Source organism: Streptomyces sp. NPDC057280 (assembly GCF_042668605.1).
Taxonomy (GTDB): domain Bacteria; phylum Actinomycetota; class Actinomycetes; order Streptomycetales; family Streptomycetaceae; genus Streptomyces.
The window spans coordinates 256881-273756 of sequence record NZ_JBHUYR010000008.1 but is presented as its reverse complement, the minus strand read 5'-3'; the positions used below and the strand labels follow the sequence as shown (position 1 = coordinate 273756).

The window sequence follows — 16876 nt, the reverse complement described above, 5'->3', positions numbered from 1 at the left end:
CGAGGGGTCTTAGAACTGCCGTAAGCACCTTAGGCAGTCTCTGAGGCCCCTCACGCACGTCTAAGGTCCCGGCGGCCGCCGAAGATGCGGAACTCTCCCGATGTGGCGCACCCGCCTTGGAGACGAAGGTAGAGGCATCGCAGAAAGCGAAGCACGAAACCGAATCTCACAAGGGACACACCATGTACGAGTACGAGCTCTCCCAGCTCCGTTCCGACGACCTGATCCGCCAGGCCCAGCACGACCGTCTCGTCCGCGAGGCCGTCCAGGGCCGTCGCGCCGCCCGCCGCGAGGCAGCCGGCCGCGAGGCCGAGAGCGAGGTGCATACCGGCCGCTCGCGTCGGCACCGGTTCCTGCGCACCGCATGAGCGCCGGGGGGAGGGAGGACGGCCGGACGCCGACAGCACAGGCGGCCGTCCTCCCCGCAACCGTCGCACCACCCACCACCGACGCCGTCCCGTATGCCGGGGCGGCGTCGGAGGGCGTTAACGCCCTCGCGGGGGACATCAAGATCGCGCCCTCGGTGAAAACCGGTGCCGCGCTGTCGGACCCGCGTGCGATGCTCGGGCCCGTGGAGACCAGGTCCGTCAGTCCCGTGTTCGTCGGCCGCGCAGACGAGCTCGACACCCTCAACGACGCGCTCGCCCGCGCCGCCGCCGGAGAGCCCCAGGCACTGCTGATCGGCGGTGAGGCCGGAGTCGGCAAGACGCGCCTCGTCGAGGAGTTCGCCACCACCGCCTGCGGCCGGGGCGCGGTCGTCGCGCTCGGCGGCTGCGTCGAGATCGGCGCCGACGGACTGCCCTTCGCCCCCTTCTCCACCGCCCTGCGCGCCCTGCGCCGCGCACTGCCCGACGAACTCGCCGCCGCGGCGGCCGGCCAGGAGGAGGAACTGGCCCGGCTCCTGCCCGAACTGGGCGAGGCCCCCGCCGGACGCCATGACGAGCAGAGCATGGCCCGCCTCTTCGAACTCACCGCCCGCCTCCTGGAACGCGTCGCCGCCGACCGCACGGTCGTCGTCGCACTGGAGGACCTCCACTGGGCCGACGCCTCCACCCGGCACCTCCTCGCCTATCTGTTCCGCACCCTGCGCACCGGCCGCCTCGTCGTCGTCGCCACCTACCGCGCCGACGACATCCACCGCCGCCACCCGCTGCGCCCCCTGCTCGCCGAACTCGACCGGCTCCGCACCGTCCGCCGCCTCGAACTCGGCCGCTTCAACCGCACCGAGGTCGGCCGCCAGATCGCCGGCATCCTCGCCGCCGAACCCGACCCGGCCCAGGTCGACGAGATCTTCGAACGCTCCGACGGCAACGCCTTCTTCGTCGAGGAACTCGCCGTCGCCTCCCACGAGGGCTGCTGCACCGGCCTCACCGACTCCCTGCGCGACCTGCTCCTCGTACGGGTCGAAGGGCTCCCCGAGAGCGCCCAGCGGGTCGCCCGGATCGTCGCCGAAGGCGGCTCCACCGTCGAGTACCGGCTGATCGCCGCCGTCGCCCGGCTCGCCGAGGACGACCTCATCGAGGCCCTGCGCGCCGCCGTCAACGCCAGCATCCTCAGCGCCGCCCCGGACGGCGACGGCTACCGCTTCCGGCACTCCCTGGTCCGCGAGGCCGTCAGCGACGACCTGCTGCCCGGCGAGCGCTCCCGCCTCAACCGTCGCTACGCCGAGGCCCTGGAGGCCGACCCGACCCTCGTCGCGCCCGACGCCCGGGTCATGCGCCTCGCCAGCTACTGGTACCACGCCCATGACGCCGCCAAGGCCCTGCCCGCCGTCCTGGACGCCTCCGTCATCGCCCGCCGCCGGCATGCCTTCTCCGAACAACTCCGGCTCCTGGAACGCGCGATGGAGCTGTGGGACACCGCCCCCGAGGACGTCCGGGCCGCCCTGCGCCCCGTCGACTACACCGAGGCCTTCCCTCCCTGCGGCTGCGACCCCGCCACCACCCCGCTGCGCTATCTCGACCTGATGGCCGAGGCCGCCGTCGCCGGCCGGCTCGCCGGGGAGCGGGAACGCGCCCTGAAGATCACCAAACGAGCCCTGCATCTGCTGGAGGAGGAGGGCGACCCGGTGCGCGCCGCCTGGTTCTGGGTGATGCGCTCCCGGCTGGTGCAGGCGCTCGCGCGCGGCAACGGCTGGCAGGAGCTGGCCACCGCCCAGGAGCTGGTCCGCGGCCTGCCGCCGTCGGAAGTGCACGCCGACGTCCTCGCCCAGGTCGCCAACTGGTCCATGGTCCACGTCCCCGGCCCCGAGGCCTTCTCGGCCGCCGAACGGGCCGTGGAGTACGCGCGCATGGTCGGCGCCCGCGAGATCGAGATGAGCGCCCGGCTCACCCTCGGCAGCCTCATCGTCCACTCCGGCGACCTCGAAGCAGGCCTCAAGGAGATGTACGAGGTCCGGCGCCGGACCACCGAGAACGGCATGACCGCCATCGCCGCCCGCGTCTACGTCAACCTGCCCGACGCCCTGGAAGCCGTCGGCCGCTCCGCCGAAGCCGTGCCCATCCTGGAGGAAGGCGTCGCCCACACCCGGAAGTTCGGCCTCCTCGACAGCGAGGCCTGGGTCTGGGGCAACCTCGCCGAGTCCCTCTTCAGCCTCGGCCGCTGGGACGAGGCCGCCACGGCCGCCGGCAAGTCGGAACGCGTCGGCCAGAGCGCGATACCCCGCGGCTTCCACGCCACCCTGCGCGCCGAACTCGCCCTCGCCCGCGGCGACCTGGCCGAGTGCGCCGACCAACTCGCCGCGGCCCGGAGCCACTTCGGCACCCACGACCGGGCACCCCAGCACGAACTCCCCCTCGCCCGCATCGCCATCGGCGTCACCGCGGCGGAAGGCCGCCTGCTGGACGCCCGGACCACCCTGCGCCGCGCCCTGGACGAGGGCTTCCCGCCGGACACCCAGCGCTACGCCTGGCCGCTGCTCCTGACCGCCGCCGTCGCGGAGGCCGACGCGCTCGGTCTGCCCGCCACCGAGACCGGCCGCGCCGAGGTCCTCCAGGACATCCGCAAGGCCGCCAAGACCCTGGCCACCAATGTGCCCGTCTGGCATGCCTACGAGCACTGGGTCCGCGCCGAACTCCGGCGCGCCGAGGGCCACAGCGACCCCGACGACTGGGCCGCGGTCACCGCCGCCTTCGAAAACCTGGACCGCCCCTACGACCTCGCCCGCGTCCGCCACCGCCTCGCCGAGTCCCTTCTCTCCGTCGGTGGTGAGGACGAGCGCGACCGCGCCACGGAACTCCTCCGCCTCGCCCACGCCGTCGCCGAGCACCTCGGCGCTCGCCCCCTGGCCGACGCCGTGGCCCGGCTCGCCCAGCGCGCCCGCCTGGGCCTGTCCCACGCCCCGAAGCAGGCCCCGGTCCCCGCCGACCAGGCCGAGGCCCTCGGCCTCACCGGCCGGGAACGCGACGTCCTGCGCCTGGTCTCCGCCGGCCGCACCAACCGGCAGATAGCCGAGGAACTCTTCATCTCCCCGAAGACGGCCAGCGTCCATGTGTCGAACATCCTGGCCAAGCTCGGTGTCTCCGGGCGCGGGGAGGCGGCCGCGGTGGCCCATCGGCTGGGGCTGTTTCCCGCCGAGCGGCTCTCGAGTCGGACGGCGGGGTGACGTTTACGCTGTAAGTGACGCCGGCCTAGGGAGGTCCCGTGTTCAACCCCTTCGAGGAGCTGTTCCAACCCGGTCGAAAGCACACCCGGGACGAACAGAACCGACTGGAACTGACCCGGGTCGATGTCGGCGACGGAGACCCGGGACACGGACCGATAGACCTCTCGTCCGGGAAGGTCCTCATACGCCGAACGGAGGCGGAGGGGGAGACCGAGGCGTCGGAGGAGGCACCGGAGGGCGACTGAGGACGCCGGCCGGCTCAGGCCACCGGCAGCTTGGGACTCGGCTCACCGGCAGTTCGGGACTCAGCTCACCGGCAGTTCGGAACTCGGCTCACCGGCAGTTCCGGACTCGGCTCACCGGCAGCTTCTGGCTCAGCTCACCTGTAGTTCCAGGATCCGGTCGTCCCCCTTCTTCGGGTCGCCCCGGCCGTCCGTGTTGCTGGTGACGAGCCACAGCTTGTCGCCGCCCGCCGACACCACCGTGCGCAGCCGGCCGTACTCGCCCTTCAGGAAGGACTGCGGGTCGGCGGAGGCCTCCGTGCCCTTCAACGGGATGCGCCACAGGCGCTGGCCCTTGAGGCCGGCCATCCATATCGAGCCCTCTGCGTAGGCGATGCCGCTGGGGGAGGCGTCGTCCGTGGCCCACTGGGCTATGGGGTTGTGGAAGCCTGAGTTGTCCGACTTGCCCTCGGCCTCGGGCCAGCCGTAGTTGTCGCCGGGCTTGATCGCGTTCAGTTCGTCCCATGTGTCCTGGCCGAACTCCGAGGCGAAGAGCCGCTGTTCGGTGTCCCAGGCGAGGCCCTGCACATTGCGGTGGCCGTACGAGTACACCGGGGAGTCGGGGAACGGGTTGCCCGGAGCGGGCTCGCCCTCCGGGGTGAGGCGCAGGATCTTGCCGCCGAGGGACTTCTTGTCCTGGGACAGACCGGTGTTGCCGCTCTCGCCGGTGCCCGCGTAGAGCATCTTGTCGGGGCCGAAGGCGATCCGGCCGCCGTTGTGGATGAAGCCCTTCGGGATGCCCTTGAACACCGTGTCCGGTGCGCCGAGCTGCTCGCCGGACGGCTTCTCCTCCTCGTACAGCATGCGGACGATGCGGTTGTCGGAGGCCGAGGTGAAGTACGCGTACACCATGTGGTCCGAGGCGTAGTCGGGGGAGAGGGCCAGGCCCAGGAGACCGCCCTCGCCCGCCGGGGACACCCCGGGGACCTCGCCGAGCTCCGTCTTCTTCCCGGTCTCGGCGTCGACCCGGGTGATGGTCCCCTTGTCCCGGGAGGAGACCAGGAGGTCGCCGTCGGGCAGCGGGGCCAGGCCCCAGGGGGTGTCCAGGCCGGTGGTGACGGTGCGCAGCACCTTCACCGAGCCCTTCGCGGGCGGTGTCTCCTCGGCGGCCTGTCGGCCGGGGGAGGAGGACGCGGACGCCGACGCCGCACCACCAGGCGTCCTACCGTCGCCAGCGGGGCCTTCGCCGCCGTCGTCCGAGGAGCAGCCGGCCGTCAGCAGGAGTGTGGTCGCGGCCAACACGGCCGTCACAACTCGACGTTGCACGATCTGGTCCCTTCGACGCGGCGGGTTCTCCTTTTCATACACCGCTCGCGCCTCACGGGTTCCCGATCTCCACGACCCGATGCACGAAGCCCGTCCACAACCCCAGAACCCCGGCCCGGTGCCCCTTGCGCCGGGCCGGGGGTCTCAGTTCGGAGCGGTCGCCTCCGGGGCGGGGATCTCAACCCTGCGCCCCTTAGCCTCACGCCGGGGATCTGAGCCTCGGCCCGCTCATCCCTGTGCCGGGGGTCTGAGCCTCGGTTCCCTCTTCCGTGGGCCGGGGGCTCAGTCGAGGGCCCCTCCGCCTCGCCCCGGGGATCTCTGATCGGCCCCCTCACCCCCGCGCCATGCGTCCCACCCCCGAGCCCCGCGCCTACGCGGGGAAATCTCAGCCCCGAGCCCGCCGCCTCCGTGCCCCGGATCTCAGCCCGCGTCCCCCGTCCGCCCGTGCCCCGGATCTCAGTCCGCGTCCCCCGTCCGCCCGTGCCCCGGATCTCAGTCCGCGTCCCCCGTCCGCCCATGCCCCGCATCTCAGTCCCACGACCCCTGCGCCCCCGGCAGCCCCCTCAGTTCCGTCAGGTCCTGGTCGGACAGGCGTAGGTCCGCCGCCGCGGCGTTCTCCTGTGCCCATCGCTGCTGTTTCGTGCCCGGGATCGGGATCACGTGGGGGCCCTGGGCCAGGGCCCATGCCAGGGCCACCTGGGCCGGCGTGACGTGCTCGCCGTGGCGGGTCGCCGTGCGGCGCAGGCCCGCGATGATCGGCTGGTTGGCGGCCATCATCTCGGCGGTGAAGCGGGGGTGCCGGGCGCGCAGGTCGTCCGGCTCGAAGCCCTCACCAGGCGTCAGCGTGCCGGTCAGGAAGCCGTTGCCGAGCGGCATCGCCGCCAGGAAGCCGATGCCCCGGGCCGCGCACCACGGCAGCAGGGACTCCAGCGCCTCCGGCGACCATACCGACAGCTCCGCCTCCACCGCGCTCACCGGGAAGACCTGCTGCACCCGCTGGAGCTGCCTGATCGTCGCGTCGTGGAGGCCGGCCCCGGAGCGGCGGCCGCCGCGTGCGCCCATCGCGCAGAAGCCCAGCGCCCGCACCTTCCCGGCCCGCACCAGCTCCGCCATCGCACCCCAGGTCTCCTCGACCGGGACCTCGGGGTCCGCGCGATGCAGTTGGTACAGGTCGATGACGTCGGTCTGGAGGCGGCGCAGCGAGGCGTCGCACGCCCGTTTCACGTACCCGGGGCGGCCGTTGGCCACGATGTGCTGCTCGCCCACCAGCAGGCCGACCTTGGTCGACACGAACGCGTCCGCGCGCCGCTCCTTCAACACCCGCCCCACCAGCAGCTCATTGGTGAACGGGCCGTACATGTCGGCCGTGTCCAGGAGCGTCATGCCCGCGTCGAGCGCTGTGTGCACGGCCCGCAGGGACTCCTCGCCCCGCTGCCGTGACCCGCTGTACGCCCAGCTCATCGGCATACAGCCGAGTCCGACGGCCCCCACCGCGAGTGCCCCCGCGCCGATCGTCCTGCGCTCCACCTGGTCGTGACCCTCCTCTTCCGGCACCCCACAACCTAACCTCTGCGTCCTCACGTACCTGACATAGCCTCGTGACCATGAGCGCTGACGTGTGGCTTCCCATCCCGCCCGAGGAGATCGCAGGGCTTCCCGAGGGCCCCGACTACCTGTTCTGGGACGGGGGTGAGGCGGGGGAGCAGGATTTCCCGGGGGACCCGGCCGACTGCGTCGTCTACGTCGTGCCGTACATGAAGCGGCAGGACGTCAAGGTCCGCCCGCTGAAGGAGATGCGGAACCTCCAGCTCGTCCAGACGCTCACCGCAGGCGTCGACGACGTCATGGCACAGCTGTCCGACCTCGCCCCCGGCGTACGGCTGTGCAACGCGCGCGGGGTGCACGAGGCCAGCACCGCCGAGCTCGCCCTCACCCTCACCCTCGCCTCCCTGCGCGGCATCCCCGGCTTCGTACGGGCCCAGCAACAGGAGCACTGGCAGGGCGACTTCCATCCCGCGCTCGCCGACAAGAACGTGCTCATCGTCGGGTACGGCTCCATCGGCGCCGCGATCGAGGACCGGCTCGTGCCGTTCGAGGTCGCGCGGGTGGCGCGCGTCGCGCGCTCCGCGCGCACCACGGAGCGCGGACCGGTGCACCCGCTCACCGACCTGCCCGCCCTGCTGCCGGAGGCGGACGTCGTCATCCTCTCCACACCGCTGAACGACTCCACCCGCGGCCTGGTGAACGCCGGGTTCCTGGCCCGGATGAAGGACGGGGCGCTCCTCGTGAACGTCGCGCGCGGAGGCGTCGTCGACACCGAGGCGCTCCTCGCCGAGCTGGAGACGGGTCGCATCACCGCCGCCCTGGACGTGGTCGACCCCGAGCCCCTGCCCAAGGGACACCCGCTCTGGCAGGCGCCCGGCGTGCTCATCAGCCCGCACGTCGGCGGTCCCTCGTCCGCCTTTCTGCCGCGCGCAAAACGGTTGCTGGTGGATCAGTTGGGGCGTTTCGTGAACCAGGAGCCCCTGCGCAACGTGATCCTTACGACGGGTCCCACAACGGCCTGAGCGCTCCGGGCAACAAGCGCGTAATCCGCTTCCGGTACCCTCCGCAACCTTCCGGACGCAGACCGTGCTCACAACGTCGCTGGTCGTCACGGAGCGTAGAGGAACTATGTCCCTGAGTGACGAGACTGGTGTATCGTCCCGACAGGGGCTGCGCCGCGCACCGTTCGGCGCCGGGGATGGACATTTCAGACTGTGAGGGGGGCGACGGGCGATGCACGGCCTATGGACGAACGATCCGACGCGGCGGAGCAGCCGGCGGCGACCCTGGCACACGGCCGCGCGCAGACGCGGTCACCACGGCAGCCACAACTGCCGGCACAGCCATCACCACCGCAGGCACAGCAGCCGCAAGAGGCATGCGCACCCAGCGACCCGGGAACCACGGGACCCCGGGGCACAGCGGACCTGGAGGGTCCGGTGAGCTCGCCGCCGCCCCCCACGACCACCCTCAACGGAGCGCTGCGGGACCGGCCTTCGCCAGGGGTGCTGCTGTCCCGCCCGCCGTCCGCCGGCGGTGGGGCGAGCCTGGTCCACCAACTCGTCCTGGCCCTGGTCTGCGCGGGATACGCCGTCGGTTCCGCGATCGGCTGGGGTTCGGACGAACTCGCCCTGATCATGGGCGACTTCGGGCTGAGCGCCGCGGCGGGCATGGCCGCCGTGTCCTGTTTCCTCTACGCCCGTCGACGCCGCATCCGCTTTCGACCGGCCTGGCTGCTGTTCGCGCTCTCCTCGGCCATGGCCTCCCTCGGCAACCTCGTCTGGGGGTGGTACGAGGTCGTCCTGGAGCGGCCCGTGCCGAGCCCGAGCTATGCCGACGGCTTCTTCCTGTGCTTCGCGCCGCCCGCCATCGTGGGCCTGCTGGTCCTCGCCAAACGGCCGGTGACGAAGGCCGGTTGGGTCTGTCTCGCGCTCGACGCGTGGCTGATCGGCGGCTCGCTGCTCACGCTGTCGTGGAGCCTCGCGCTCGCCCAGGCGGCGAAGTCCGAGGGGCCGAGCGTCGCGCACACCGCGCTCTCGCTGGCGTACCCGCTGCTCGACATCGCCCTGGTCAGCATGGTGCTCGCGCTGCACTTCCGGCGCTCGGCGATGAACCGCTCCGCGGTCAACACCGCGATCGGCGCGCTCGCCCTGACCGTCATGTGCGACGCCCTGTTCACCTCACCGCTGCTGCACAACGACTACCGCTCGGGCCAGCTGCTGGACGCGGGCTGGTTCGCCGGCTCGCTGCTCCTCGCCTACGCCCCCTGGGCCACGCCCCGGCACGGGCACGTGGACGACGAGCCGCACACGCGCGTGGTCCACGAACACCTGCCGAGGCGGCGTGGCGCCATCCACCACCACCCGCCCGCACCGGCACCGGGAGGTGATCACAGCCGGTACCCGGCCGCCCGGCCCATCGCCGGCTCCCTGGCCGCCCTCACGCCCTACCTCGCCGCCGCCGTCTGCACCCTGGGCATCCTCTACAACGTGCTCAACGGCCGCAGCGTCGACCGCGTCGTCCTGCTCACCTGCGGTACCGTCGTCCTCGCCCTCGTGGTGCGCCAGGGCATCATGCTGCTCGACAACATCACCCTCACCCAGGAACTGGCCCAGAAGGAGAGCCACTTCCGCTCCCTGGTGCAGGGCTCCAGCGACGTCATCATGATCGCCGCGCCCAACGGCATCCTCCGGTACGTCTCCCCGGCCGCGGCCGGGGTCTACGGACGCCCCGCCGAGGAACTGGTGGGGACGGAACTGGCCAATCTCATCCACCCGGAGGACCTGGGCTGCGTGGTGCACGAGGTGCGCCGGTTCCTCGCCGCCAGCCCGCTGGAGGAGCCCACCACCCGCATCGAGTGCCGCTTCAAGTCGGGCGACGGAGGCTGGCTCAACGTCGAGTCCACCGTCAACCGCCACCACGGCGGCCTCATCTTCAACAGCCGGGACGTGACCGAAAGAGTGCGCCTCCAGGCGCAGCTCCAGCACAACGCCGAGCACGACCCGCTGACCGACCTGCCCAACCGCGCCCTGTTCACCAAGCGCGTCCAGCAGGCGCTCTCCGGCCGGCGCTCCTCCGACCGGGGCACCGCCGTCCTCTTCATCGACCTCGACGGCTTCAAGGCCGTCAACGACACGATCGGGCACCAGGCCGGGGACGAACTGCTCGTCCAGGCCGCCCGCAGACTCCAGGACGCGGTCCGGTACGGCGACACCGCCTCCCGGCTGGGCGGCGACGAGTTCGCGGCCCTGATCGTCGGCGACGGCACCCGTGACCGGTCCGCCAGGGAACGCCACATCCTGGAGCTCGCCGACCGCCTCAGGATCACGCTCTCCCAGCCCTACCTCATCGACGGCAACGATGTCCGGGTCGCCGCCTCCATCGGTGTCGCCTTCTCCGAGCCGGGCCTGGGCGCGGGCGAGATCCTGCGCAACGCGGACCTCGCGATGTACCGCGCCAAGTCGGCCGGAAAGGGCCGCGTCGAGCTGTACGCGCCCCAGATGCAGCAGGACGTCGTACGCAAGGCGGAACTGGCCACCCGGCTGCGGGCCGCGCTGCACGACGGCGAGTTCGCGCTGCTGCACCAGCCGGTGGTGTGTCTGGAGGACGGCCGGATCACCTCGGTCGCCGCGCACGCGCGCTGGCGTTCCTCGCAGGGCGTCCTGTTCACGCCCGCCGAGTTCCTGAGGGTGGCCGAGGACAGCGACAAGACCGCCGAGCTGGGCCGCTGGATGCTCGAGGAGGCCGTGGCCCAGGCCGCCGAGCGGACCGGGACCGGGGTGTCCGTGCCGGTGACGGTCCGGATGAGCGCCCGCCGGCTCCTGGACCGCTCGCTGCCGCCCGGCTCGATCGAGGCGCTGCTGACCCGGCACGGCCTGCCGTCCGGATCGCTGATGATCGAGCTGTCCGAGACCGACCCCCGGGTCTCCCTGGAGGAGCTGGAGCGCCGGCTGGCGGCGCTGCGCAGGCTCGGTGTCCGGATCGCGCTCGACGGGTTCGGCAGCGGCTACGCGGCCATCACGGCCCTGCGCAGACTCCCCGTGGACGTGCTCAAGCTCGACCGCAGCCTGGTCGACGGGGTCGTGGAGTCCGCGCGGCTGCACAAGATCACCAGCGGGCTGCTCAGGATCGCCGGTGACCTGGGACTGCAGTCCGTGGCCGACGGGGTGGACCTGCCGGAGCAGGTCGTGGCCCTGCGGGCGATGGGCTGCACCCACGGCCAGGGGATGGCGTTCTCCGGCCCGCTGGACGAGTACCGGCTGCGGCGGGCGCTCACTTCCGGCCACTTTCCGGTGCCGCACGGACCGGCGGAGCCGGCGTTCGCGGGCGGCGGCGCGGGGGTGTACACAAGTGGGGTCACCAGTGGTGTGACGGCCGTCCTCGGGGGCGGTACCGCTGTCCTCGGAGGCGGAAGTGCCCTTCGCTCACATAATGAGACTCCCGTCCCACCCACTTGACACGTGGTGTGCGCCGGGGGGAGGGTCAGTGCCATGCGCACCCGAATTCTCGTACTTGGAAAGCGCGTCGGCTGAAGCTGAGCCCTCGACCGCTCAGCGACCACTCCCGGCGCGCTCCCCTCGCTTGCCTTACGGCACGAGGGGTTTTTTGTTGCACAGACACCGAGCGTAGAGCCGCTCAAACCGTACGAACCTCGCAAAAACCCTCAGCATCGAGAAGAGACTGACGATGACCGAGCAGGCCACCGGGGCCCACCATCCGCAGCCGCGGCCCCGATCCGGAGGACAGCAGTCCGCACCCGAGCACGTCACGGGTGCGAAGTCCCTCATCCGCTCTCTCGAGGAGGTCGGCGCCGAGACGGTATTCGGTATCCCCGGCGGTGCGATCCTTCCGGCGTACGACCCGCTGATGGACTCCACCCGCGTGCGGCACGTCCTGGTCCGCCACGAGCAGGGCGCCGGCCACGCGGCCACGGGTTACGCGCAGGCCACCGGCAAGGTCGGCGTCTGCATGGCGACCTCGGGCCCGGGTGCGACCAACCTGGTCACCCCGATCGCGGACGCCCACATGGACTCGGTGCCGCTCGTGGCGATCACCGGGCAGGTGGCCTCCAAGTCGATCGGCACGGACGCCTTCCAGGAGGCGGACATCGTCGGCATCACGATGCCGATCACCAAGCACAACTTCCTGGTCACCAAGGCCGAGGACATCCCGCGGACCATCGCGCAGGCGTTCCACATCGCCTCCACCGGCCGTCCGGGCCCGGTCCTGGTCGACATCGCCAAGGACGCCCTCCAGGCGCAGACCACGTTCTCCTGGCCGCCGGTCATGGACCTCCCGGGCTACCGCCCGGTGACCAAGCCGCACGCCAAGCAGATCCGGGAGGCCGCCAAGCTCATCACGGCCGCCAAGCGGCCCGTCCTCTACGTCGGTGGCGGTGTCATCAAGGCACAGGCCACCGCCGAGCTCAAGGTTCTCGCCGAGCTCACCGGAGCGCCCGTCACCACCACCCTGATGGCGCTCGGCGCATTCCCCGACAGCCACCCGCTGCACGTGGGAATGCCGGGCATGCACGGTGCGGTCACCGCCGTCACCGCGCTGCAGAAGGCCGACCTGATCGTCGCCCTCGGAGCCCGCTTCGACGACCGCGTCACCGGCAAGCTGGACAGCTTCGCCCCGTACGCCAAGATCGTCCACGCCGACATCGACCCCGCGGAGATCGGCAAGAACCGCGCCGCGGACGTGCCGATCGTCGGTGACGCCCGCGAGGTCATCGCCGACCTCGTCCAGGCGGTCCAGAAGGAGCACAGCGAGGGCCACCAGGGCGACTACAGCGCCTGGTGGAAGGACCTCAACCGCTGGCGCGAGACCTACCCGCTGGGCTACGAGCACCCCGAGAACGGGCAGCTGTCGCCGCAGCAGGTCATCGAGCGCATCGGCCGGCTCGCCCCGGAGGGCACGATCTTCGCGGCGGGCGTCGGCCAGCACCAGATGTGGGCCGCGCACTACATCCAGTACGAGAAGCCCGCGACCTGGCTGAACTCCGGCGGCGCCGGAACCATGGGCTACGCGGTCCCGGCCGCGATGGGCGCCAAGGCCGGCGCCCCGGACCGGACGGTCTGGGCGATCGACGGCGACGGCTGCTTCCAGATGACCAACCAGGAACTCACCACCTGCGCCCTGAACAACATCCCGATCAAGGTCGCCGTCATCAACAACGGCGCCCTCGGGATGGTCCGCCAGTGGCAGACCCTCTTCTACAACCAGCGGTACTCCAACACCGTGCTCCACAGCGGCCCCGAGGACGTCAACCCGGACGCCCGCGGCACCCGCGTCCCCGACTTCGTGAAGCTGTCGGAGGCCATGGGCTGCTACGCGATCCGCTGCGAGGACCCGGCCGACCTCGACAAGGTCATCGAAGAGGCCAACTCCATCAACGACCGCCCGGTCGTCATCGACTTCATCGTCCACGAGGACGCCATGGTGTGGCCGATGGTCGCCGCCGGCACCTCCAACGACGAGATCATGGCCGCCCGGGACGTCCGCCCCGACTTCGGCGACAGCGAAGACGACTGAGCGAGAGAGACGTAAAAGATCATGTCCAAGCACACGCTCTCCGTCCTGGTGGAGAACAAGCCCGGCATCCTGGCCCGCATCGCGGCCCTGTTCTCCCGCCGCGGCTTCAACATCGACTCCCTCGCCGTCGGGGTCACCGAGCACGCCGACATCTCCCGCATCACCATCGTGGTGAGCGTCGAGGCGTTGCCGCTGGAGCAGGTCACCAAGCAGCTCAACAAGCTCGTCGAGGTCCTCAAGATCGTCGAGCTGGAGCCGTCGAGCGCCGTTCAGCGTGAACTCGTTCTGGTGAAGGTGCGCGCCGACAACGAGACGCGTTCGCAGATCGTCGAGATCGTCCAGCTGTTCCGCGCCAAGACCGTCGACGTCTCCCCGGAGGCCGTCACCATCGAGGCCACCGGCTCCAGCGACAAGCTGGAGGCCATGCTCAAGATGCTGGAGCCCTTCGGCATCAAGGAGCTCGTCCAGTCCGGCACCATCGCGATCGGCCGCGGCGCGCGCTCGATCACCGACCGGTCGCTGCGCGCGCTCGACCGATCCGCCTGACGCTGTGTGCGGGCGGCCGCGACTGTCGGCCGCCCGTATAGCGAGACCCCGAGACTTCACTTCATCCCGCCGTCATACGGTGGGACGCAACACCAGCACTCAAGGAGAGAACCCAAAGTGGCCGAGCTGTTCTACGACGCCGACGCCGACCTGTCCATCATCCAGGGCCGCAAGGTCGCGGTCATCGGTTACGGCAGCCAGGGCCACGCCCACGCGCTGTCGCTCCGTGACTCGGGCGTCGACGTCCGTGTCGGTCTGCACGAGGGCTCCAAGTCCAAGGCCAAGGCCGAGGAGCAGGGCCTGCGCGTGGTGACCCCGTCGGAGGCCGCCGCCGAGGCCGACGTCATCATGATCCTGGTCCCGGACCCGATCCAGGCCCAGGTCTACGAGGAGTCCATCGCCCCGAACCTGAAGGACGGCGACGCGCTGTTCTTCGGCCACGGCCTGAACATCCGCTTCGACTTCATCAAGCCCCCGGCGGGCGTCGACGTGTGCATGGTCGCCCCCAAGGGCCCGGGTCACCTCGTGCGCCGTCAGTACGAGGAGGGTCGCGGCGTTCCCTGCATCGTGGCCGTCGAGCAGGACGCCACCGGCAACGGCTTCGCGCTGGCGCTGTCGTACGCCAAGGGCATCGGTGGCACCCGCGCGGGCGTCATCAAGACGACCTTCACCGAGGAGACCGAGACCGACCTGTTCGGTGAGCAGGCCGTTCTCTGCGGTGGTACCGCCGCCCTGGTGAAGGCCGGCTTCGAGACCCTCGTCGAGGCGGGCTACCAGCCGGAGATCGCCTACTTCGAGTGCCTGCACGAGCTGAAGCTGATCGTCGACCTCATGTACGAGGGTGGCCTGGAGAAGATGCGCTGGTCCGTCTCCGAGACCGCCGAGTGGGGCGACTACGTCACCGGCCCGCGGATCATCACCGACGCCACCAAGGCCGAGATGAAGAAGGTCCTCGCCGAGATCCAGGACGGCACCTTCGCGCGTGAGTGGATGGCCGAGTACCACGGCGGTCTGAAGAAGTACAACGAGTACAAGACCGCGGACTCCGAGCACCTCCTGGAGACCACCGGCAAGCAGCTGCGCAAGCTGATGAGCTGGGTGGACGAGGAGGCGTAAGTCCTCGACCGACGGGGCCGGAGCGGCATGCTCCGGCCCCGTTGTCCAACCTGTCCGACCACGGACGGGTGATCCTTCCGCAGCGGCGTAAAAGCCCATCGCCCACGCCACTACACTGCTGCACACATACGCGTCAGGCCCACAGCGTCGTGCGTCTTCCACGCGGCTCAAGCGACCCTTTGGGTCGCGACATCCCTCCACCGCCTGCGGCCGTCGGGACGGCCGTCCGCATGCAATGGACTTGTGAGGACTCACGTGAGCTCGAAACCTGTCGTACTCATCGCTGAAGAGCTGTCGCCCGCGACCGTCGACGCGCTTGGCCCCGACTTCGAGATCCGGCAGTGCAACGGCGCGGACCGCGCCGAGCTGCTGCCCGCCATCGCCGACGTCGACGCGATCCTGATCCGCTCCGCCACCAAGGTGGACGCCGAGGCGATCGCCGCCGCCAACAAGCTGAAGGTCGTCGCGCGAGCCGGCGTCGGCCTGGACAACGTGGACGTCTCCGCCGCCACCAAGGCCGGCGTGATGGTCGTCAACGCCCCGACCTCCAACATCGTGACCGCCGCCGAGCTGGCCTGCGGTCTGCTGCTCGCCACGGCCCGCCACATCCCGCAGGCCAACACCGCCCTGAAGAACGGCGAGTGGAAGCGCAGCAAGTACACGGGCGTCGAGCTCGCCGAGAAGACCCTCGGTGTCGTGGGTCTGGGCCGCATCGGTGCGCTCGTCGCCCAGCGCATGTCCGCCTTCGGCATGAAGGTCGTCGCCTACGACCCCTACGTGCAGCCCGCGCGCGCCGCGCAGATGGGCGTCAAGGTGCTGTCGCTGGACGAGCTGCTCGAGGTCTCCGACTTCATCACCGTCCACCTCCCCAAGACCCCCGAGACCCTCGGTCTCATCGGCGACGAGGCCCTGCACAAGGTCAAGCCGAGCGTCCGGATCGTCAACGCCGCGCGTGGTGGCATCGTCGACGAGGCCGCGCTGTTCTCCGCCCTCAAGGAAGGCCGCGTCGCCGGCGCCGGTCTCGACGTGTACGCGAAGGAGCCCTGCACGGACTCCCCGCTCTTCGAGCTCGACCAGGTCGTCTGCACCCCGCACCTCGGTGCCTCCACCGACGAGGCCCAGGAGAAGGCCGGCATCGCCGTCGCCCGCTCCGTCCGTCTCGCCCTCGCCGGTGAGCTCGTGCCGGACGCGGTCAACGTCCAGGGCGGCGTCATCGCCGAGGACGTCAAGCCGGGCCTCCCGCTCGCCGAGCGTCTGGGCCGGATCTTCACCGCCCTCGCCGGCGAGGTGGCCGTACGGCTGGACGTCGAGGTGTACGGCGAGATCACCCAGCACGACGTGAAGGTGCTGGAGCTCTCCGCCCTCAAGGGTGTCTTCGAGGACGTCGTCGACGAGACGGTCTCCTATGTCAACGCCCCGCTGTTCGCCCAGGAGCGCGGCGTCGAGGTGCGGCTGACGACCAGCTCCGAGTCGTCCGACCACCGCAACGTGGTGACCGTGCGCGGCACGCTCGGCAGCGGCGAGGAGGTGTCGGTCTCCGGCACGCTGGCCGGTCCGAAGCACCTGCAGAAGATCGTCGCGGTCGGTGACTACGACGTGGACCTCGCCCTCGCCGACCACATGGTCGTGCTCCGGTACGAGGACCGTCCGGGTGTCGTCGGCACCGTGGGCCGGATCTTCGGCGAGGCGGGTATCAACATCGCCGGCATGCAGGTCGCCCGCTCGGCGGCCGGCGGCGAGGCGCTGGCCGTCCTGACGGTCGACGACACGGTGCCGGCGGGCGTTCTCACCGAGGTGGCCGAGGAGATCGGCGCCACGTCCGCGCGCGCGGTGAACCTCGTCTGACGTACAAAGCACAAGGCGGGGCGCGCTGAGGACCGGTCCTCAGCGCGCCCCGCCTTTTCGTTTGGTGCTCCCGCACACCTAATCCGCCCAGCCGGCGCCCGCGGCCGCCGGCGCCCCCCCCCCCGCCGGCACCGCGCCC

Annotated in this window: 11 protein-coding genes; 9 read left to right on the top strand and 2 right to left on the bottom strand. The window is 71.0% G+C overall.

What is annotated here, in order from left to right; translation table 11 throughout:
* Positions 1 to 182: 182 nt before the first annotated feature.
* The 3 genes from ACFUO4_RS35850 to ACFUO4_RS35840 all read left to right on the top strand — a co-directional run bounded on the left by ACFUO4_RS35850 (position 183) and on the right by ACFUO4_RS35840 (position 3849).
* Positions 183 to 368: a hypothetical protein gene (locus ACFUO4_RS35850; RefSeq protein ID WP_079310759.1), complete on the top strand. Its 186-nt coding sequence runs from the start codon at positions 183 to 185 to the stop codon at positions 366 to 368.
* Positions 369 to 559: 191 nt separating this feature from the next.
* Positions 560 to 3604 (top strand): AAA family ATPase, encoded by a 3045-nt coding sequence (locus tag ACFUO4_RS35845; protein WP_383492904.1) that lies wholly within the window; start codon positions 560 to 562, stop codon positions 3602 to 3604.
* Positions 3605 to 3642: 38 nt separating this feature from the next.
* A complete protein-coding gene (locus ACFUO4_RS35840) occupies positions 3643 to 3849 on the top strand; it encodes a DUF6191 domain-containing protein (protein ID WP_383492739.1) in 207 nt (68 codons plus the stop codon).
* Positions 3850 to 3978: 129 nt separating this feature from the next.
* On the opposite strand, the gene ACFUO4_RS35835 is transcribed toward ACFUO4_RS35840, so the two are convergent.
* Together ACFUO4_RS35835 and ACFUO4_RS35830 are read right to left on the bottom strand one after the other, a co-directional pair.
* The gene (locus tag ACFUO4_RS35835) at positions 3979 to 5136 is read right to left on the bottom strand and encodes a PQQ-dependent sugar dehydrogenase (RefSeq protein ID WP_383492901.1); all 1158 of its coding nucleotides are present in this window, start codon (positions 5134 to 5136) and stop codon (positions 3979 to 3981) included.
* Between the two features lie 543 nt (positions 5137 to 5679).
* On the bottom strand, positions 5680 to 6678 hold the full coding sequence (locus ACFUO4_RS35830; protein ID WP_383492897.1) for an aldo/keto reductase: 999 nt from the start codon (positions 6676 to 6678) through the stop codon (positions 5680 to 5682).
* Between the two features lie 77 nt (positions 6679 to 6755).
* On the opposite strand from ACFUO4_RS35830, the gene ACFUO4_RS35825 reads away from it, so the two are divergent.
* The 6 genes from ACFUO4_RS35825 to serA all read left to right on the top strand — a co-directional run bounded on the left by ACFUO4_RS35825 (position 6756) and on the right by serA (position 16737).
* On the top strand, positions 6756 to 7718 hold the full coding sequence (locus ACFUO4_RS35825) for a 2-hydroxyacid dehydrogenase (protein WP_383492736.1): 963 nt from the start codon (positions 6756 to 6758) through the stop codon (positions 7716 to 7718).
* Between the two features lie 417 nt (positions 7719 to 8135).
* The gene (locus ACFUO4_RS35820) at positions 8136 to 11153 is read left to right on the top strand and encodes a putative bifunctional diguanylate cyclase/phosphodiesterase (RefSeq protein WP_383492733.1); all 3018 of its coding nucleotides are present in this window, start codon (positions 8136 to 8138) and stop codon (positions 11151 to 11153) included.
* Positions 11154 to 11382: 229 nt separating this feature from the next.
* Positions 11383 to 13230: an acetolactate synthase large subunit gene (locus ACFUO4_RS35815; protein WP_383492731.1), complete on the top strand. Its 1848-nt coding sequence runs from the start codon at positions 11383 to 11385 to the stop codon at positions 13228 to 13230.
* A 21-nt stretch (positions 13231 to 13251) separates the two neighbouring features.
* Positions 13252 to 13776: an acetolactate synthase small subunit gene (gene ilvN, locus ACFUO4_RS35810; protein WP_059198117.1), complete on the top strand. Its 525-nt coding sequence runs from the start codon at positions 13252 to 13254 to the stop codon at positions 13774 to 13776.
* A gap of 117 nt (positions 13777 to 13893) precedes the next feature.
* The gene (gene ilvC, locus ACFUO4_RS35805) at positions 13894 to 14892 is read left to right on the top strand and encodes a ketol-acid reductoisomerase (protein WP_079310755.1); all 999 of its coding nucleotides are present in this window, start codon (positions 13894 to 13896) and stop codon (positions 14890 to 14892) included.
* 255 nt (positions 14893 to 15147) lie between these two features.
* A complete protein-coding gene (gene serA, locus ACFUO4_RS35800) occupies positions 15148 to 16737 on the top strand; it encodes a phosphoglycerate dehydrogenase (protein WP_079310754.1) in 1590 nt (529 codons plus the stop codon).
* Positions 16738 to 16876 lie beyond the last annotated feature (139 nt).

Excerpts from the sequence above, each read along its gene's own strand:
- ACFUO4_RS35850 (WP_079310759.1), top strand. The coding sequence starts at position 183 with ATGTACGAGTACGAGCTCTCCCAGCTCCGTTCCGACGACCTGATCCGC.
- ACFUO4_RS35845 (WP_383492904.1), top strand. The coding sequence starts at position 560 with ATGCTCGGGCCCGTGGAGACCAGGTCCGTCAGTCCCGTGTTCGTCGGC.
- ACFUO4_RS35825 (WP_383492736.1), top strand. The coding sequence starts at position 6,756 with ATGAGCGCTGACGTGTGGCTTCCCATCCCGCCCGAGGAGATCGCAGGG.
- ACFUO4_RS35815 (WP_383492731.1), top strand. The coding sequence starts at position 11,383 with ATGACCGAGCAGGCCACCGGGGCCCACCATCCGCAGCCGCGGCCCCGA.
- ilvN (WP_059198117.1), top strand. The coding sequence starts at position 13,252 with ATGTCCAAGCACACGCTCTCCGTCCTGGTGGAGAACAAGCCCGGCATC.